Source organism: Streptococcus sp. HMSC062B01 (assembly GCF_001811085.1).
GTDB lineage: Bacteria > Bacillota > Bacilli > Lactobacillales > Streptococcaceae > Streptococcus > Streptococcus gordonii.
Window position 1 is genome coordinate 215412 of record NZ_KZ672782.1, and the last position, 18113, is coordinate 233524.

The window sequence follows — 18113 nt, forward strand, 5'->3', positions numbered from 1 at the left end:
TTCCATGATGAAAAAAAATCATTTATTAAAATTGTCCCTTACTATACTTACAGTATGTTTTGCTTTTCTTTTAGTAGCTTGTGGTCAAAAAGAAGAAGTTACTTATTACCAAAGAATTGATCAATCAAATCAATTTGATATGCGTTTGACCTATTATCATAAAGGTGACGTAGTTACCAAACAAACTACTGAAAACTTCATTTCTTATAAGTCTTTAGGAATCGATGAAAGCCAAGAAGAGCAAAAAAATGCTGCTAAAGCTAAAATAGAAGAACTTTCAAAACAATATCAAACAGTCAAAGGAATTAAAGAAAAAGTCTCATTTGATAAAAACGGTATTAAAGAAAATATAGAAATTGATTACGACAAAGCTGATTTAAAAGAATTAGCCTCTCTTCCAGGTATGATGATTTCTAACGAAAAAAATGCTAAAAAAATTAGTATGAAAGCTAGTGGAGAAGCGCTTGAAAAAAGTGGCTTCAAAAAAGTCGAAAATGGTAAATTTGAAGAACTAAAAAAATAATAAAAATAATAAAAAGTCTTAAGTTTCATCACTTAAGACTTTTTTCATTTTTCTCTCAAAGTCATAACGGCTCATCATGACAACATGATCACAATTTGTGCAACGAATTTTTATATCCGCTCCAACTCTGGTGATTTCCCAACGATTTGCCTTTTTACCTGTTGACTTAATCGTACAGGCATGTGGCTTTTTCATTTCAACATAACTTCCTTTATCATACATTAGTTTGTTCTCACTGGAGTAATTAATTGAATGAAATCTTCTTCTTGATCACTAGGCACAAGAGTAAATGGGCGAACAGCTGAGATAAAGCTAATAGTTACTTTTTCACTATTCACAGCTTTTAAAGCTTCAATAAGATAAGTTGGGTTAAAGCTAATAGTTAGATTGTCTCCTGAAACATTTTCAGCATCAATTTCTTCATTTACTCGGCCAACTTCTGGAGAATTAACATGAGCACTTACAACGCCACCTTCAATCTCTAGTTTTACAGTTCCATTCTGTGTGGCATTAGATAATAGTCGAGCGCGTTCCATCGCAGCACGTAAAGCAGATGTAGCAAAAGTAACAACTGTTGAAAACTCTGTGGGAATAAGACGATCCGTATCTGGGTAATTTCCTTCTAATAGACGTGTATAGAAGCTAATATTTTCGCTTCTAAAAAGAATTTGATGATTAGCAAAGAAAACCTCAACTGTCTCAATTTCATCGCTAAAAACAGCTGTAAATTCTCGTAAAGAACGACTTGGAATAACAACATCAAAGTTATCCCCATTTTTTTCTAGAATAATTTTCTTTTGACTGAGTCGATGGGAATCTGTAGCAACGGTCTTAAGATTCTTATGATCCGTTAAAACAAAGTGTACACCAGTTAAAATAGGACGACTTTCTTGTAAGCTAGCTGCAAATGCTGTTTCATTAATTAAATCCTTCAAAATCTTTGTTTCAAGAACTAAGGGATTAGAAGTTGGTACATCTTGAATGCGTGGATATTGATCAGCATCTTTTCCTTTTAGAGTAATTTCTGATTTTCCACTAGTCAGTACAATTTGCTTCTGTTCAATTTCTTTAAAATCAAGAGTTACATCAGGAAGACTAGAAACAACATTAATAAAGAAGGTCGCTTCAAGAAGAATTGAACCTAAGGAATTAACTAAGAGACCTGCATTTTCATTATTTACAGAAATAAAATTTTCAATTGAAATTTGTCCATTAGAACCAATTAAGGTGATCCCTTCGTTAGTAACATCAATTTTAATCGTTGAAAGAATAGGAATGGCATTTTTATGACTAATAGCTCGTTTAGTTGTGTTCAAAGCTTGTAAGAATAAATTTTTATTAATAGAAAAGTTAATCATGAAAACTCCTTTTATTATTTATAATTATAAGGTTAATAGTAATAGTAGGCTATGTGGATAATGTGGAAAAATAGTTCAATCAGAGTTACAGCAAGTATTTTTACTTGTGCACAATTTGTGGATTAATTTCCATGTTTTTAAAAACTTATCCACAACTATTTTATTTTATTTTTTATCGATTCAATTTCTAGACGTAGATTATCGTCTTCTTCCAGCATACTTTTTATTTTTCCATGGGCATGAATTACTGTTGTATGGTCTTTTCCGCCAAATTCACGTCCAATCTTTGGTAAGCTATTATCTGTTAATTCTCGGGTCAAGTACATGGCAACCTGACGAGCTAATACAATATTTTGAACTCGCCTAGTCCCTTTCATTTCTTTGACACTAACTCCGTAAAAATTCCCAACTTCAGTTTGGATACGATCAATTGGGATGACTAATAGTTGACTTCCTGCTTGTTTACGAGAGCGAATAGCTTCAGCTGCAATATCTATAGTAATCTCTTTAATCTGCTTCATACTAGCAAGTAAATTGATATCTTTTAGAGCACCTTCAAGGTCACGTACATTTGAATCAAATTGTCCAGCTAAATATTCAATTGTCTCATTTGGGAAAATAAGATCAAATTCTTCGATTTTATTTCGCAAAATAGCAATTCTAGTTTCAAAATTTGGAGGAGTGATATCACTAGTTAATCCCCATTTGAAGCGCGTGACTAGTCTTTCTTCCAAATTTTCTAAGTAGTCTGGACTACGGTCACTGGTCAAAACAATTTGTTTATTTTCTCCATGCAAGGCATTAAAAGTGTTAAAGAATTCTTCTTGAGTAGATACTTTTTTACTAAGTGCTTGAATATCATCGATTAATAATAAATCAAGACTGCGATAGATTTTCTTAAAACTATCCATTTCTCCTAAACGAAGATGTTCCAGAAAATCATTAATAAAGGTCTCAGCAGGAACATACTTTATCCGAGCATCAGGTGTATTTTCTAATACTTCGTTTCCAATAGCATTTAATAAATGTGTTTTTCCTAAACCTGGTCCACCATAAATGAATAAGGGATTATAGATACCTCCCAGATTATCTGCGACAGCTAGGGCCGCTGCTTTTGCCCACTGATTTCCATCTCCTTGTACGAAGTTTTCAAAAGTATATTTTGCTTTTAAGCCAGTAGCTAGTGGAGGAGATTTTTTCTTTTCAGTTAAATCGGGCTGCTGTGAAGTTAAATAAACTGGTTCTTGTTTAACTCTGTCTTCTGTTTCAAATACGTATAAGGCAGTAATTTGATCATTGTAGATTTCGAAACCAGCCGTTAGGATAATATCTGCTAGATTTTGCTCCCAGAAAAGCTTTTTAACAGGACTATCTAAGTGAATTGTCGCCTGATTATTTTCAATTTTAATCAATTTGGCTTCTGCTACAAAAAAGTCAAAGGTTGTTTTTTTTAGCTGAGTGTGAGCTAACTCTAATACACGCGCCCAAAATTCTTGTTCCTGAACCATTATTTCTCCCTTCTACTTATAATATTCTTCAATATTTTAACATAAACTTAAAAAGTTTTCCACAACTGTGAATAGAAATCCACAATGTTTATTAAAGTTTTCCACAAGTTGTGGAAAGTTAAGATTTTTCTTGCTATATAAAGTTTTCTGGATACTATATTTTGTGGAAATGCTTGTGAAATGATAAAAGAAAAATAACAGTACTATTTAAGACTGTTAATAATTCTTTCATATTCTTCCTGATTAGAAAAAGAAATTGAGATTTTGCCAGTTTGTTTCTTAGAGAGACTAATCTTTACATCAACTCCCAATAATTTCTTTAGATTTTCTTCTTCTTCTTCGATAAAAATTTTTTGGACATTTTCAGATTTAGGCTTAGTAGTAGAAGTTTGTAATAATTTCTCTAATTTTCTAACAGAAATATCTGAAGAAATAATATTTTCAAGCCATTTTCTCTGTTCTTTTTCCTTAAGTTTTATTAGTAACCGAGCATGAGCTTGAGAAATATGCCCCTCTTTTACTGCTTTTAAGACAAAATCAGGTAGCTGTAGCAAGCGAACAAGATTAGTAATATAAGGTCTCGATTTCCCCATAATTTGAGCGATTTCATCATGCGTTAATCCCTTGTAAATAAGATTCTGATAAGATTCAGCTTCTTCTATTGGATTGAGATCCTCTCTTTGAAGATTTTCAATAATAGCCTGCTTCATCATTTCATCATCGCTTAGTGATTTGACTAAGGCAGGAATTTCAGTTAAGCCTGCTATTTTAGCTGCCCTAAATCTTCTTTCCCCAGCTAAAAGTTCGTATCCAATGATAGATGATTTCCTGACGATAATAGGCTGAATTAATCCGTTTTCTTTAATAGAATTTGCTAACTCGTTTAATTTCTCTATTGAAAAATCTTTTCTTGGTTGATAGGGGTTGGTGTGAATATCTTTAATTAAAATATATTGATAATTTTCCATTTGTATATAGCATAACACACCTTTACGAAAGAGTAAAGGTGTGTTGACAGTCTTGTAAATGGTATTTATTCAGAACTTAAATCATCAGTTGATTTAGTTAGTTTAATAGTTGTTGTTTGCTCTTTTCCATCACGATAATAAGTAACTTTAATTTCTTCGTTAATTGAATGTTTATAAAGAGCTGATTGGATATCGCTAGCAGATGATATTTCTGTATCATCAATTTTTGTAATCACATCATATTTTTGTAACTTACCATCAGCAGGCATTCCAGTTTGTGTGGAACGAACAACGACACCATTTTTAACATTGTCTGGAAGTTTTAATCGATCAGAGCTTGAAGAAGACAAACTACTTAAGTTGACCATTTGAATTCCTAGAGCTGGTCGAATGACTTTACCATTCTTTTCTAATTGTTCAATGATATTTACAACATCATTGGATGGGATTGCAAATCCCATACCTTCAACAGAAGTACTACCATTATTGGTGTTAGCAATTTTACTAGAGGTAATACCAATAACTTGACCTTGAATGTTTACAAGAGGACCACCAGAGTTACCTGGATTAATTGCTGCATCAGTTTGAATAGCTTGGGTAGCAATTGTCTGACCATCTTCTGATCGTGAAGAAACATTACGGCTTAGACTAGAAACAATTCCCTGAGTTACTGTATTAGCATAATCAGAACCAAGAGGACTTCCGATTGCAATGGCAGTTTCTCCAACGGTTAATTTACTAGAATCTCCAAATTCTGCTACATTTTTAACCTTATCGGCAGGAATTCTGACTACAGAAATATCAGAATATGTATCAGTCCCGACTATTTCACCAGGAACCTTATTCCCATCAGCAAGACGGATATCAACTTTTTTTGCACCATTGATAACGTGTGTATTGGTAACTAAGTAAGCATAGTCTTTATCTTTTCTATAGATAACACCAGATCCTTCGCTAGCTACCTGATCATTTTCATTTCCTGAATTATTGTTGTCAAAAATAGTATCCGAATTAGATTCAGAATATGTAATGACAGAGACAACAGCATCTTTTACTTTATCAACAGCCTTTGTTGTAGAATTACTATTTTTATAGGATGTTGTTACTGTAGTCGCTGTTTTCTGATTATTATTTGTGGCTGAATGAGGTGTTGAAAAATAAGAAAATCCCCATGTTCCAGCAACACCACCTATAAAACCAACTAACAAAACAATGAAAATTTGCAATGTTTTTTTGAAGAAATTTGAAGAGTTTTTCATATCTTCCTCCTAATATTTCAAATTGCTGTAAGTATAGAACCGATAACTTAATTATATCTTAAAAATAATCACTTTTCCACAGTTTGTGGAAAACTTAGAAAAAACGTTAATTTTTATTAGAAAATCTATAGATGAGGTAAAAATTTCTCATTGAAATGGTGTGAATAAAGTGTGAATATGATAAAATGAAATTATGAAAATAAAGCTTGTAACAGTTGGAAAACTAAAAGAGAAATACCTTAAAGAAGGGATTGCAGAATACTCAAAACGACTCAGTCGTTTTACGAAAGTAGAGATAATTGAATTAGCTGATGAAAAAACACCAGATAAAGCAAGTCCATTAGAGAACCAACAAATTCTGTCGAAAGAAGGGGAACGAATTTTATCTAAAGTATTAGATCGTGAATTTGTTATTGTTTTAGCTATTGAAGGTCAGCAATTTCCTTCTGAAAAATTTAGTAAAGTTATTGAAGATGCTTCAGTTCGAGGTTTTTCAGATATCACTTTTATTATTGGTGGTAGCTTAGGCTTATCTCCTAAAGTAAAAGAAAGAGCAAATCTTTTGATGAGTTTTGGTCAATTAACCCTACCTCATCAATTAATGCGTTTAGTTTTAATGGAGCAAATTTATCGTGCTTTTATGATTCAGCAAGGAAGTCCTTATCATAAATGAATCTTGACGCTATACGGTCTTTTTGTTACAATAATAAAGTATGGTCCCATAGCTCAGCTGGATAGAGCATTCGCCTTCTAAGCGAACGGTCGCAAGTTCGAATCTTGCTGGGATCAGATAAGATTGAGGGTGCGCTCAAGCGCACTCTTTTTTTAATAAAATTTTTAAAAATGACATTTCAGTTATATTTACTTGCATATGAAGCTGATTTTCTATATTTGGGAAATCTCCCTGTATAATAATCTTGTAAGTTAACTTTACAAAAAATTATTAGGAGATATTTTTATGAAAAAGAAAAACAAACAAAATTTATTGCCAAAAGAGTTACAACAATTTGAAATTTTGACAGATAATAAACTTCAAACAGTCATTGGGGGATCTCAAAAAGGTGTTTATGCCAGTCAGAGATCATTTGTTCCAAGTTGGTTCCGTAAAATTTTTAGAAATTAAAAAGAAGTTAGAATGATGAATTTTGAAAAAATATTTGCTATTTTCTCTTTACTAGTTCAAACAATTTCTTTTGTTACTGTATACAAAAAAATATGTGATATAAAAAAATTAAATATTTCTATCATATTTCTGTACTTAACAATAAGTTTTAGTAGTTTGATATTAGCACAGTTTTATAATTTATTACCCGAATATGGAGATGTATTAAGTACTTTCTTACATTACTTACTTATATTTTTCCAACCACTAATCTTACATTTATATTTTTCTAAAAAAGGATTATATAAAGGATATGTATCTATCTTTTTATCCCTACTTATATATCTTTCTGTATCATCTTCTGAAACTTTTTTCTCAGTTATTATATCTTCAGTGACAGGAGATGATTTTGTTAATCAATACTGGGGTTCTTACTATACTATAGTAAATATCTTAGCATTATTTTTTGTTTTGAAATCTTTTGAATTTTTTGAGTTTGAATTTAGTTATTTTAAAAATTTTGATTTTGAAAAAGAAATAATGAATGTAATTAAAATTTATGTAACGATTCATATCTTATTAAATATTTCTCATTGGTTCAGCGAAAATGCACATCTTAATAGCTTTGCTAGTATGATTGCAACTATAGGATTTATTATGTTTTTGTCGACCTTATTTTATCTGAAGTCTGCTCGTGAACAATATGAAAAAGCTAAAGAAATTCAGCAAAAAAAGGAAGAACAAAGACAACTACAACTTTATACAGATGAAATTGTAGGTCTTTATAACGAAATTCGAGGTTTTCGTCACGATTATGCTGGTATGTTAACAAGTTTGCAAACCGGAATTAACTCAGGTGATATGAAAGAAGTAGAGCGAATCTTTCATAATGTTTTAAGTCAAGCTAATATTTCCCTTCGATCAGATGACTATACTTTTTTTGAGTTAAATAATGTTCAAGACACTGCCTTGAGAAGTGTGTTAATTCAAACTATATTTAAGGCTCGAGAGTGTGGAGTAGAGATCGTATTTGAAATGAAGGATGTTATTGAGACATTACCTATGAAACTTTTAGATTTAGTTCGAGTAGCTAGTGTATTGCTCAATAATGCGGTTGAAGGGGCAGCTGAAAGTCCCTCAAAAACAATGAACGTGTCTTTAGTAAAGCTAGATAAAGAAATTGTTTTTGTAATTCAGAATTCTCGTCAAAGCCGTTACATTAATTTAGAAGAAATTTATGAAGTAGGCTTCTCGACAAAAGGAGAAAATCGAGGATTAGGTTTAAATAATGTCAAAGAAATTATTGACAAATATGATGAAGTTATTCTGGAAACAGATATAGAAACAAATTATTTTATACAAGTTGTAAGATTTAAAAGAAAGGAAAAAATATGAAAGTATTAGTGCTAGAAGATACTATTGAACATCAAGTGAGAATTGAAAATGTCTTCGAAGAAATTTCTCGCGAACTTAATCTTGAAATTAAAGCAAAAGTAACAGGAAAAATTCATGAATTTAAAGAATATGTTGAGTCAGACGAGGTAAATCAACTCTATTTCTTAGATATAGATATCAAAGGAGAAGAACAAAAAGGTCTAGAAATGGCGCAATTTATACGCCAACATAATCCCTATGCTATCATTGTTTTTGTCACGAGTCATTCAGAATTTGCGACTTTAACTTTTAAGTATAAAGTATCAGCGTTAGATTTTATAGATAAAGACATAAATGATAATTCTTTTAAGAAAAGAGTTAAAGATTGTATCGTTTATACACGAAATAATTTAATTGAAAATACAGATATTGTTGACTTTTTTGAGTATAGTTTTAGAGGAAACGAAATTCGAATTCCTTTTAGGGATATTCTATATATTGAGACTACAGGAAGTCCTTATAAATTAAGAATTGTTGGAAAAAATTTCTTTAAGGAATTTTATGGGACTATAGCAGAAATTCAAGAACAAGATAAAGAACTTGGATATTTTTTCTCACCACATAAGTCATACCTATCTAATATTAGCAACATTAGTGGATACGACAAAAAGACAAAAGATGTTTTGTATTATGATGGTCATCGTTCACCAATTTCTCGATTACGTGTCAGATACTTGAAAGAAATACTGAAAGCCAAAAGTAAAAAAGAAGAAAATAAAAAATAAAACTGTTGACAAAGCGAGATAAACTGGTATAATAAAATATGTCTTCTTGCAAGACATATATGGTCCGTTGGTCAAGGGGTTAAGACACCGCCTTTTCACGGCGGTAACACGGGTTCGAATCCCGTACGGACTATATTATCCGGCATAGCTCAGTTGGTAGTAGCGCATGACTGTTAATCATGATGTCGTAGGTTCGAGTCCTACTGCCGGAGTCGCTAACACTCAATTAATTGAGTGTTTTTTTGTTTATATTTTCCTCTACAGACTTAGTCTGTTTTATGGTATAATAATTTGAATTGAAAAGATGAAAGGAAGAGCTAAATGGCTTTAACAGCAGGAATTGTCGGATTACCTAATGTCGGCAAATCAACTTTATTTAATGCAATTACAAAAGCGGGGGCAGAAGCAGCAAACTATCCTTTTGCAACAATTGACCCTAATGTTGGAAGAGTGGAAGTTCCGGATGCACGTCTTGATAAATTAACAGAGCTCATCAAACCACAGAAAAAAGTTCCAACAACCTTCGAATTTACAGATATTGCTGGAATTGTGAAAGGTGCTTCAAAAGGAGAAGGACTAGGGAATAAATTCTTGGCCAATATCCGCGAAGTAGATGCTATCGTCCACGTTGTACGTGCTTTTGATGATGAAAATGTCATGAGGGAACAGGGTCGCGAGTCTGATTTTGTTGATCCAATGGCAGATATTGAAACAATCAATTTAGAATTGATTTTAGCAGACTTAGAAAGTATCAACAAACGTTATGTGCGTGTAGAGAAGATGGCAAGAACTCAAAAAGATAAGGATTCTGTGGCGGAATTTAATGTATTACAGAAAATTAAGCCAGTTCTCGAAGATGGTATCTCAGCTCGGACAATTGAGTTTACAGAAGAAGAACAGAAGATTGTTAAAGGGCTCTTTCTCTTAACGACTAAACCTGTGCTTTATGTGGCCAATGTTAGTGAAGATGAGGTGGCTGATCCAGATAATATTTACTATGTAAAGCAAATTCGCGAATTCGCAGCTACAGAAAATGCAGAAGTTGTAGTCATTTCAGCGCGTGCTGAAGAGGAAATTTCTGAATTGGATGATGAAGATAAATCAGAATTTTTAGAAGCTATTGGCTTGACTGAATCAGGTGTGGATAAACTGACCAGAGCAGCTTACCACCTGTTGGGACTTGGAACATACTTTACAGCTGGTGAAAAAGAAGTTCGTGCTTGGACCTTCAAACGTGGAATGAAAGCACCTCAAGCAGCAGGTATCATCCACTCAGATTTTGAGAAAGGTTTCATCCGAGCGGTAACCATGTCTTACGATGACTTATTGCATTATGGAAGTGAAAAAGCAGTGAAAGAAGCTGGACGTTTGCGTGAAGAAGGAAAAGAATATATCGTTCAAGATGGCGATATTATGGAATTCCGATTTAATGTGTAAAAGAAAGTATAAATGGAATAAAGAATAGGTTGGAAAAATTTTTCCAACCCTTTTAAGCTTTGAAAGGATAATAATGACAAAATTAATTGTTGGATTAGGAAATCCAGGAGATAAATATGTTGAAACAAAACACAATGTTGGATTTATGTTAGTTGACAAGTTGTGTAAAGATTTAAATTTAAAGTTTACAGCCGATAAAATTTTTCAATCAGAAATTGCTTCAACATTCTTAAATGGTGAAAAGGTATATTTTATCAAACCAACAACTTTTATGAATGAAAGTGGAAAAGCAGTTCATGCTTTGTTAACATATTACGGTTTAGAAGTTGAAGATTTACTTGTAATATATGATGATTTAGATATGGAAGTTGGTAAGATTCGTTTACGTGCAAAAGGTTCAGCAGGCGGCCATAATGGGATTAAATCAATTATTAAACATATAGGTACTCAAGATTTTAAACGAGTTAAAATAGGTATTGGTCGTCCCAAAGAAGGTATGACAGTGGTTCATCATGTTTTAGGAAAATTCGATAGAGATGATTATATAACTATTTTGAACACTCTTGATAAGGTTGACAATGCTGTAAATTATTATTTACAATCAGGCAATTTTGAACAAGCAATGCAGAAGTATAATGGATAATAAAATGAACTTGATTGATTTATTTTGTCAAAACCAGCAAATTTTAGATTGGAAAAAAAATCTAAATCAAAAGACTAGACAGTTACTAATGGGGTTGTCTGGTTCCACTAAGGCACTTGCAATAGCCTCTGCTCTTGATGAACATCAAAAAATTCTCGTTATGACATCAGGTTATAGTGAAGCAGAAAAGTTATCTAGTGACTTGATTTCTTTGTTAGGTGAGGAAAAAGTATATAATTTTTTAGCTGACGATGCACCTATGGCTGAATTTATCTTCTCGTCTCAAGAGAAAATATATACTCGGATTGGAGCATTAAATTTTTTATTAGATGACAATGAGTCAGGTATTCTAGTCACAAATCTTTCAGCTAGTCGCCTTTTTTTGCCAAATCCAAATGAATTAAAATCTTCAATTATAGAACTAAAAGTTGGTCAAGAATATAACCTTGATACCCTTGTAAACTTTTTGATTAAGATTGGTTATAGAAAAGAATCACAAGTTTTTAATCAGGGTGAGTTCAGTTTAAGAGGTGATATCCTAGATATTTTTGATAAAGATAGTATTTCTCCTTACCGCTTAGAATTTTTCGGAGATGAGATTGATGGAATACGTATTTTTGATTCAGAAAGCCAAACTTCTATTGAAAATTTAAATCAAGTTTTAATTCATCCTGCAAACGATATATTGTTATCGGATGAAGATTATCTAAGAGCTCAGAAAAAAATAGAAGAGGCAGTAAAAGCAAGTCAAGATAACCATCTAAAATCTTATCTTGAAGAGATCTTACAGGATGTTAAAAAACGTCAACTTCATCCAGATTCTCGAAAATTTTTATCCTATTTTTATGAGAAAGAATGGACTATTCTAGATTATCTTCCAAAACATACTCCTATTTTCTTTGATGATTTTCAAAAAATCATGGAGCGAAATGCACAATTTGAAATGGAAGCTGCAACTATTTTGACAGAAGGTTTACAATCTAGTAAAGCTGTTTCAAATCAGAAATATTTTGTTAATGCTTATCCAGATTTTAGAAATTACAAACCTTCTACTTTTCTTTCAAATTTTCACAAAGGCTTAGGTAACTTAAAATTTGATTTTCTTTATCAATTTAATCAATACCCTATGCAGGAATTTTTTAGTCAATTTCTTTTATTGAAAGATGAAATTGACCGCTATAAAAAGGCAGGTTCTACAGTAATCCTGCAAGCATCTTCATTATCTTCTTTACAATCTTTACATAAAACTTTACAAGAATACGATATTCAAGTAGAGTATATAAATGATAAAGAAATCCATAAAAATTCAGTGCAACTTATACAAGGAAATTTAAACCAGGGATTTAATTTTGTTGATCAAAAGCTTGTATTAATTACAGAATATGAAATTTTCCAAAAGAAAGTTAAAAGACGTGTAAGACGGCAAAATATATCTAATGCAGAGCGATTAAAGGATTATAATGAGTTAGAAAAAGGAGATTATGTTGTCCATAACATACATGGTATTGGGCGATATCTAGGAATTGAAACCATTGAAATTTCTGGTATTCATCGAGATTACGTAACCATTCAATACCAAAATGCTGATCGAGTATCGATTCCAGTTGACCAAATCCAACTCTTATCAAAATATGTAGCAAGTGACGGAAAGACACCAAAAGTCAATAAGTTAAATGATGGTCGTTTTCAAAAGACAAAACAAAAAGTTCAGCATCAAGTGGAAGATATTGCAGATGATTTAATTAAATTGTATGCCGAGAGGAGCCAGCTAGAAGGTTTTTCCTTTTCTAGTGATGACGAAAATCAGATTGAATTTGATAATGATTTTCCTTATGTTGAAACAGAGGATCAATTACGAAGTATTCAAGAAATAAAAAAGGACATGGAAAGCAAGCAACCAATGGATCGCCTATTGGTAGGAGATGTTGGTTTTGGTAAAACTGAAGTAGCAATGCGGGCGGCTTTTAAAGCTGTTAATGATCATAAGCAGGTTGCAATTTTGGTACCAACAACTGTACTTGCTCAGCAACATTATACAAATTTTAAAGAACGTTTTAATGACTTTGCTGTTAATGTTGATGTTCTAAGTCGCTTTAGGACAAAGGCAGAGCAGAATGAGACTTTAGAAGGTTTGAAAAAAGGTCAAGTGGATATCATTATTGGGACTCACAGGCTCTTATCACAGGATGTTGAATTTGCAGATTTAGGTCTGATAGTTATTGATGAGGAACAGCGTTTTGGAGTTAAGCATAAGGAGAAACTAAAAGAATTAAAAACAAAAGTTGATGTCTTAACTTTAACTGCTACTCCTATTCCTCGTACCTTACACATGTCAATGTTAGGTATTCGAGACTTATCAGTCATTGAAACTCCTCCGACCAATCGTTATCCAGTTCAAACTTATGTTTTAGAAACTAATCCAACTATTATTCGAGATGCAATTGTAAGAGAAATAGATCGTGGAGGACAAGTTTACTATCTTTACAATAAAGTTGACACAATTGAGCAAAAAGTAGCTGAATTAAAAGAGTTAGTCCCAGAAGCAAGCATTGGTTTTGTTCATGGTCAAATGAGTGAAATTAGATTGGAGAATACTCTAATTGACTTTATAAATGGAGAATATGATGTCTTGGTTACAACTACCATTATTGAAACAGGGGTTGATATTCCAAATGCAAATACTTTATTTATAGAAAATGCTGATCATATGGGTCTGTCAACCTTGTATCAACTTAGGGGACGAGTAGGTCGGAGTAATCGTATCGCCTATGCTTATTTTATGTATCGTCCAGATAAAACTTTGACTGAGGTGGCTGAAAAACGTTTAGAAGCAATTAAAGGTTTTACAGAGCTAGGTTCAGGATTTAAAATTGCAATGCGAGATTTATCAATTAGAGGAGCAGGAAACATTCTTGGAGCTTCTCAATCAGGATTTATTGATTCAGTAGGGTTTGAAATGTATTCTCAACTTTTAGAAGAGGCAATTGCCAAGAAACAAGGTAAGGAGCAAAAAAGACAAAAAAGTAATGCAGAAATTAATCTCCAAATTGATGCCTATTTACCAAGTGACTATATATCAGATGAACGTCAAAAAATTGAGATTTACAAACGTATTCGTGAAATTGACAACAGTGTAAATTATGAAGATTTACAGGAAGAATTGATAGATCGTTTTGGAGAGTATCCAGATGTTGTCGCCTATTTATTAGAAATTGGTCTGTTGAAATCATATTTGGATAAATCCTTTGTTTCTTTAGTAGAACGCAGACAGCAGACCGTAGTTGTTAGATTTGAAAAGATGTCACAGCAAATATTCTTGACCCAGGATTATTTTGAAGCTTTGGCTGCAACAACTTTAAAAGCTCGTATAGGAGAAAGCGACAAACTAATTGAAGTTATTTTTGATGTTCGTCAGAAAAAGGATTATGAAATCTTAGAAAATTTAATTCAGTTTGGTCAAAAGTTAGTGGAGATAAAACAAAGAAAAGAGGATTGAGGGGATTTTGTTTTTTCATTTTCTTTAAAACATGATAGAATATTAAGAGAATTGAGGTAAGGAATATGAGATTAGACAAGTATTTAAAAGTATCAAGAATTATTAAGAGGCGAACTGTTGCAAAAGAAGTTGCTGACAAAGGGCGAATAAAAGTAAATGGAATTCTAGCCAAGAGTTCAACAGACTTAAAAACAGATGATATTGTTGAGATTCGTTTTGGTAATAAACTACTTACTGTGAAAGTATTAGAAATGAAAGATAGTACCAAAAAAGAAGATGCAGCAAGTATGTATGAAATTGTTAGTGAAACAAGGGTAGAAGAAGATGTCTAAAAATATTGTTCAATTAAATAATCAGTACATTCAGGATGAAAATCAGCGTCGACGCTACTTAGAAGAAGAACGTCGCAAAAAAAATCGTTTTATGGGCTGGGTTTTAATTTTAGTTATGCTTTTGTTCATTTTACCAACTTATAATTTAGTACAATCCTATCAAACCCTTTTAGAACGCCGGCAAAAGCTTGTTGAGTTAGAAGAAAAATATGATGAGTTGAGTAGGGAAAAAGAATATCAGGAAAACTTATCTAAGCGTTTAAAGGATGATGACTATGCCGCTAAATACGCTCGAGCAAAATATTTCTATGCTAAAGAAGGAGAGACAATCTATAATATACCAGATTTGTTACCACAGTAATCATGGATAATATTGTTAAAACAGTGGAGAAATTTTTAACTTTCTCAGAGGAAAAATTAGAAGAGCTTTCACAAAAGAATCAAGAATTGAGAGAAGAAAAAAATACAGAAAGGAAGGATTGATGAGGAAATACTTAGCTTTATTGTTGTTACCGGCTTTCTTTTGCAGTAATATAGTCATTAGCACAGAAAAAGATATTCCATTGACAACAAGTCAACAGTATGAATTGACCAATACAAGCTACAGCAATTATTATCAAACACTTCCTACCAATCCAAATGTTTATGAAGAAGTTTTAACTTTTTCTTCTGCAGAACTAGATAAGATTTCTGGGAAGCTATCTCCAAATCAGCCTTTCAAGTTGACTGAATTAGTAGTCAATTCTCAAGGGTTACCTCTCTTTAAGTTATCCAATGGTCAGTTTGTAGTTGCTGATAAACGTTCTATTTATGATGATACTGTCTTGGCTTTGGAAGATACAAATCAAACAGTGTGGCTGAAACCAGGTTTTACAGTTTATGAAAAAGCTTATGTAAATGGTGTCAAAAAAATTAATAGTAATAAATCAGCCTATACTTCTGTAAAAATCACTCAACTAGCTACAACACCAACAGCCCAATATGCAAAAATTGAAAATAGTGGTTGGGTAAGAGCGGATTATCTTTCAGATACAGATAATCGCATCGAAAAAGTTCAAGAAATCTTAACTAGTCGATATAATCAGGCGGACTTTTCTATTTATGTCAAACAGTTGAATACAGGAAAAACGGCAGGAATTAATCAAGATACAGAGATGTATTCTGCCAGTGTAACTAAATTGCCAATTCTTTATTATGCTCAAGAAGAATTAAATAAAGGGAAATTTACACTTGCACAAGGACTAAAATATATTCAGGATGTTAATGATTATTCTGGAGCTTATGATACGGAAGGAAGTGGGAGTTTACCCAAAGAAGCGGATAATAAAGAATACAGTGTACAGGATCTCATTAATCATATTGCCAAAGAATCTGATAACGCCGCAACCAATATTTTAGGTTACTATGTTACAGATAAATCAAGCTCGACCTACCGTTCCACTATTGAAAACATTGCAGGTAGAAAATGGGATGTGGAAGAAAGAAATGCCTCTGCTAAAATGGCAGGAAATGTAATGGAAGCTATTTATTATCAAAATGGTTCTATTATTGACACTCTTTCGCAGACCAACTTTGATAATCAGAGGATTTCTAAGGATATTCCAGTGAAGGTTGCTCATAAGATTGGTGACGCTTATGATTTCAAACATGACGTTGCCATTGTTTACAGTGAATCACCTTTTATCATATCGGTTTTCACTAATCATTCAAACTATGACACTATTTCAAAAATAGCCAATGATGTCTATGAGGTGCTGAAATGATTGAGCAGCAATTTTTGAAACAGTGTAAAGAAAAAGCTTATTTTATTGAGCATCAAAGAGTTTTGTTGGCCATTTCTGGTGGCCTTGATTCTATGACCTTATTGAACCTTTTATATAAGTATCAAAAAGAGTTGGATATAGAACTTATCTTGGCTCATATCAACCATAAACAACGAATTGAAGCTGATCAAGAAGAAAAACAATTAAAAGAAATTGCTCAAAAACTTGGTGTAAAGATTCTTACATCAAGTTTTTCTGGAGTTTTTTCAGAAAAATCAGCTAGAGATTTTCGTTATAATTTTTTCAAAAAAGTCATGCAAGAAGAAGATTGTACTGCCTTGGTGACAGCCCATCATGCAGACGATCAAGCAGAAACGATTTTTATGCGGATTCTACGTGGAAGTCGCTTACGTTATTTGTCTGGTATGAAAGATAGGCAGCCTTTTGGTGGTGGCGAGTTAATTAGACCCTTGTTGGAATTTTCTAAAACTGATTTTCCGACGGTTTTTCATTTTGAAGATGCCTCAAATTTTGAAAATACTTATTTTAGAAATCGTGTAAGAAACCAATATTTCCCGCTTTTAGAAACAGAAAACCCCAGAATCAAACAAGCTATTATAGGTTTAGGTTTAGAAATTGCTCAATTACAAAAAGCTCTTTCCGGCTTAACAAAAGACTTAAATCTGACGGATTTACAGACGTTTAGGAAGCAAAAAAGAGAAGTTCAAGTTTTTTTATTGCAGGAATATCTTGAAAAATTTCCTGATTTACAACTAAGTAAAGCACAGTTTGATGATATTTTACATATTGTAAATACTAAAACCAACTATCACCATTATCTTAAAAATCAATATGAGCTCATCCAAGACTATCAAACCTTTAAAATTAAGAAAATCGGTCCTAAGTCTGATTCAAAAAAGGGAGCTATTTTGCTACAATTTGAAGATATTATTGAACTAGGTGGTTATTGTTTCTCTTTTGGGAAAGAATTAATTGGTGGAGAGGTTCAGATGATTCCTGTTTCACGTAAAACTTCTATTGTGCTCCGTCACCGACAGTCTGGAGATAGAATTTTATTAAATGGTCACCATAAAAAACTAGCTCGCTATTTTATAGATGAAAAATACTCTCTTAAAGAAAGAGATGAAGCTGTCATTGTGGAACAATTTAATGAAATTTTAGGGATTGCTGGAATCGTAACAAGTGATTTGAGTAAGAACTCGAAACGTGATATAATGAAAGATGTTCTTTATATTAAAAAAATAGATAGGTAAGATTATGTTAGAAAAAGACATTAAAAAAGTACTGATTTCGCACGATGAGATAGTTGCTGCTGCTAAAAAACTAGGTGCTCAATTAACAGAAGATTATCATGGGAAGAATCCTATTCTAGTTGGTGTTTTAAAAGGTTCGGTTCCTTTTATGGCTGAGTTGATCAAGCATATTGATACTCATATTGAATTGGATTTCATGATTGTATCTAGCTACCATGGTGGAACTTCTAGCAGTGGTGTAATTAACATTAAAAAAGATGTTGACCAAGATGTCGCTGGTCGCCATATCCT

19 protein-coding genes and 3 tRNA genes are annotated in these 18113 nt (G+C 32.4%); 17 read left to right on the plus strand and 5 right to left on the minus strand.

Annotation, left to right across the window (positions count from 1 at the left end; genetic code table 11):
- Positions 1–4 precede the first annotated feature (4 nt).
- Entirely contained in the window at positions 5–523 is a 519-nt protein-coding gene (locus HMPREF2780_RS06265; protein WP_020992856.1) for a YehR family lipoprotein, read from the plus strand.
- 18 nt (positions 524–541) lie between these two features.
- Here HMPREF2780_RS06265 and HMPREF2780_RS06270 read toward each other — a convergent pair whose 3' ends face one another.
- The 5 genes from HMPREF2780_RS06270 to HMPREF2780_RS06290 form a co-directional block, all read right to left on the minus strand.
- The gene (locus tag HMPREF2780_RS06270; RefSeq protein WP_008808039.1) at positions 542–745 is read right to left on the minus strand and encodes a DUF951 domain-containing protein; all 204 of its coding nucleotides are present in this window, start codon (positions 743–745) and stop codon (positions 542–544) included.
- Positions 745–1881, minus strand: a complete 1137-nt coding sequence (gene dnaN / locus HMPREF2780_RS06275; protein ID WP_061584801.1) for a DNA polymerase III subunit beta — start codon at positions 1879–1881, stop codon at positions 745–747. The genes HMPREF2780_RS06270 and dnaN overlap by 1 nt, the downstream gene beginning before the upstream one ends.
- Before the next feature lie 155 nt (positions 1882–2036).
- Positions 2037–3389, minus strand: a complete 1353-nt coding sequence (gene dnaA, locus HMPREF2780_RS06280) for a chromosomal replication initiator protein DnaA (RefSeq protein ID WP_105026384.1) — start codon at positions 3387–3389, stop codon at positions 2037–2039.
- A gap of 203 nt (positions 3390–3592) precedes the next feature.
- The gene (locus HMPREF2780_RS06285; protein WP_061584803.1) at positions 3593–4357 is read right to left on the minus strand and encodes a ParB/RepB/Spo0J family partition protein; all 765 of its coding nucleotides are present in this window, start codon (positions 4355–4357) and stop codon (positions 3593–3595) included.
- Positions 4358–4422: 65 nt separating this feature from the next.
- Positions 4423–5616: a serine protease HtrA gene (locus tag HMPREF2780_RS06290; RefSeq protein ID WP_008808035.1), complete on the minus strand. Its 1194-nt coding sequence runs from the start codon at positions 5614–5616 to the stop codon at positions 4423–4425.
- Positions 5617–5809: 193 nt separating this feature from the next.
- Between HMPREF2780_RS06290 and rlmH the strand changes: the two genes are divergently transcribed.
- The 16 genes from rlmH to HMPREF2780_RS06370 form a co-directional block, all read left to right on the plus strand.
- The gene (gene rlmH / locus HMPREF2780_RS06295) at positions 5810–6289 is read left to right on the plus strand and encodes a 23S rRNA (pseudouridine(1915)-N(3))-methyltransferase RlmH (protein WP_008808034.1); all 480 of its coding nucleotides are present in this window, start codon (positions 5810–5812) and stop codon (positions 6287–6289) included.
- Between the two features lie 42 nt (positions 6290–6331).
- Positions 6332–6405, plus strand: a tRNA-Arg gene (locus HMPREF2780_RS06300).
- A gap of 169 nt (positions 6406–6574) precedes the next feature.
- Positions 6575–6739 carry a bacteriocin gene (locus HMPREF2780_RS06305; protein ID WP_080998577.1) on the plus strand — a complete coding sequence of 55 codons (165 nt, stop codon included), beginning with the start codon at positions 6575–6577 and terminating at the stop codon, positions 6737–6739.
- A 15-nt stretch (positions 6740–6754) separates the two neighbouring features.
- The gene (gene comD, locus HMPREF2780_RS06310) at positions 6755–8113 is read left to right on the plus strand and encodes a competence system sensor histidine kinase ComD (protein ID WP_081102626.1); all 1359 of its coding nucleotides are present in this window, start codon (positions 6755–6757) and stop codon (positions 8111–8113) included.
- Positions 8110–8877, plus strand: a complete 768-nt coding sequence (gene comE, locus HMPREF2780_RS06315) for a competence system response regulator transcription factor ComE (RefSeq protein WP_105026385.1) — start codon at positions 8110–8112, stop codon at positions 8875–8877. The genes comD and comE overlap by 4 nt, the downstream gene beginning before the upstream one ends.
- 61 nt (positions 8878–8938) lie before the next feature.
- Positions 8939–9010 (plus strand) — tRNA-Glu (locus HMPREF2780_RS06320).
- A 5-nt stretch (positions 9011–9015) separates the two neighbouring features.
- Positions 9016–9089 (plus strand) — tRNA-Asn (locus HMPREF2780_RS06325).
- Between the two features lie 109 nt (positions 9090–9198).
- The gene (gene ychF / locus HMPREF2780_RS06330) at positions 9199–10314 is read left to right on the plus strand and encodes a redox-regulated ATPase YchF (RefSeq protein ID WP_061586345.1); all 1116 of its coding nucleotides are present in this window, start codon (positions 9199–9201) and stop codon (positions 10312–10314) included.
- A 73-nt stretch (positions 10315–10387) separates the two neighbouring features.
- Entirely contained in the window at positions 10388–10957 is a 570-nt protein-coding gene (pth, locus tag HMPREF2780_RS06335) for an aminoacyl-tRNA hydrolase (protein ID WP_060970646.1), read from the plus strand.
- Positions 10950–14453: a transcription-repair coupling factor gene (mfd, locus tag HMPREF2780_RS06340; RefSeq protein ID WP_105026386.1), complete on the plus strand. Its 3504-nt coding sequence runs from the start codon at positions 10950–10952 to the stop codon at positions 14451–14453. The genes pth and mfd overlap by 8 nt, the downstream gene beginning before the upstream one ends.
- Before the next feature lie 65 nt (positions 14454–14518).
- Positions 14519–14785 (plus strand): RNA-binding S4 domain-containing protein, encoded by a 267-nt coding sequence (locus HMPREF2780_RS06345; RefSeq protein WP_012131074.1) that lies wholly within the window; start codon positions 14519–14521, stop codon positions 14783–14785.
- Complete coding sequence (locus HMPREF2780_RS06350; RefSeq protein WP_060970645.1) at positions 14778–15146, plus strand: FtsB family cell division protein; 369 nt, start codon at positions 14778–14780, stop codon at positions 15144–15146. The genes HMPREF2780_RS06345 and HMPREF2780_RS06350 overlap by 8 nt, the downstream gene beginning before the upstream one ends.
- Before the next feature lie 2 nt (positions 15147–15148).
- Positions 15149–15268 (plus strand): SP_0009 family protein, encoded by a 120-nt coding sequence (locus tag HMPREF2780_RS06355; RefSeq protein ID WP_037622626.1) that lies wholly within the window; start codon positions 15149–15151, stop codon positions 15266–15268.
- Positions 15268–16548, plus strand: coding sequence for a serine hydrolase (locus tag HMPREF2780_RS06360; protein WP_045772579.1), 1281 nt, complete (start codon positions 15268–15270; stop codon positions 16546–16548). The genes HMPREF2780_RS06355 and HMPREF2780_RS06360 overlap by 1 nt, the downstream gene beginning before the upstream one ends.
- Positions 16545–17822 (plus strand): tRNA lysidine(34) synthetase TilS, encoded by a 1278-nt coding sequence (gene tilS, locus HMPREF2780_RS06365; RefSeq protein WP_008808024.1) that lies wholly within the window; start codon positions 16545–16547, stop codon positions 17820–17822. Before HMPREF2780_RS06360 ends, tilS begins: the two co-directional genes overlap by 4 nt.
- Before the next feature lie 4 nt (positions 17823–17826).
- Positions 17827–18113, plus strand: a 287-nt coding sequence (locus HMPREF2780_RS06370; RefSeq protein WP_267894131.1) for a phosphoribosyltransferase, incomplete at its 3' end; no start/stop codon positions are given.

Excerpts from the sequence above, each read along its gene's own strand:
- HMPREF2780_RS06345 (WP_012131074.1), top strand. The coding sequence starts at position 14,519 with ATGAGATTAGACAAGTATTTAAAAGTATCAAGAATTATTAAGAGGCGA.
- dnaN (WP_061584801.1), bottom strand. The coding sequence starts at position 1,881 with ATGATTAACTTTTCTATTAATAAAAATTTATTCTTACAAGCTTTGAAC.
- HMPREF2780_RS06350 (WP_060970645.1), top strand. The coding sequence starts at position 14,778 with ATGTCTAAAAATATTGTTCAATTAAATAATCAGTACATTCAGGATGAA.
- HMPREF2780_RS06290 (WP_008808035.1), bottom strand. The coding sequence starts at position 5,616 with ATGAAAAACTCTTCAAATTTCTTCAAAAAAACATTGCAAATTTTCATT.
- comD (WP_081102626.1), top strand. The coding sequence starts at position 6,755 with ATGAATTTTGAAAAAATATTTGCTATTTTCTCTTTACTAGTTCAAACA.
- HMPREF2780_RS06270 (WP_008808039.1), bottom strand. The coding sequence starts at position 745 with ATGTATGATAAAGGAAGTTATGTTGAAATGAAAAAGCCACATGCCTGT.
- rlmH (WP_008808034.1), top strand. The coding sequence starts at position 5,810 with ATGAAAATAAAGCTTGTAACAGTTGGAAAACTAAAAGAGAAATACCTT.
- HMPREF2780_RS06355 (WP_037622626.1), top strand. The coding sequence starts at position 15,149 with ATGGATAATATTGTTAAAACAGTGGAGAAATTTTTAACTTTCTCAGAG.
- tilS (WP_008808024.1), top strand. The coding sequence starts at position 16,545 with ATGATTGAGCAGCAATTTTTGAAACAGTGTAAAGAAAAAGCTTATTTT.
- ychF (WP_061586345.1), top strand. The coding sequence starts at position 9,199 with ATGGCTTTAACAGCAGGAATTGTCGGATTACCTAATGTCGGCAAATCA.
- dnaA (WP_105026384.1), bottom strand. The coding sequence starts at position 3,389 with ATGGTTCAGGAACAAGAATTTTGGGCGCGTGTATTAGAGTTAGCTCAC.
- pth (WP_060970646.1), top strand. The coding sequence starts at position 10,388 with ATGACAAAATTAATTGTTGGATTAGGAAATCCAGGAGATAAATATGTT.
- comE (WP_105026385.1), top strand. The coding sequence starts at position 8,110 with ATGAAAGTATTAGTGCTAGAAGATACTATTGAACATCAAGTGAGAATT.
- HMPREF2780_RS06265 (WP_020992856.1), top strand. The coding sequence starts at position 5 with ATGATGAAAAAAAATCATTTATTAAAATTGTCCCTTACTATACTTACA.
- HMPREF2780_RS06305 (WP_080998577.1), top strand. The coding sequence starts at position 6,575 with ATGAAAAAGAAAAACAAACAAAATTTATTGCCAAAAGAGTTACAACAA.
- HMPREF2780_RS06360 (WP_045772579.1), top strand. The coding sequence starts at position 15,268 with ATGAGGAAATACTTAGCTTTATTGTTGTTACCGGCTTTCTTTTGCAGT.
- mfd (WP_105026386.1), top strand. The coding sequence starts at position 10,950 with ATGGATAATAAAATGAACTTGATTGATTTATTTTGTCAAAACCAGCAA.
- HMPREF2780_RS06285 (WP_061584803.1), bottom strand. The coding sequence starts at position 4,357 with ATGGAAAATTATCAATATATTTTAATTAAAGATATTCACACCAACCCC.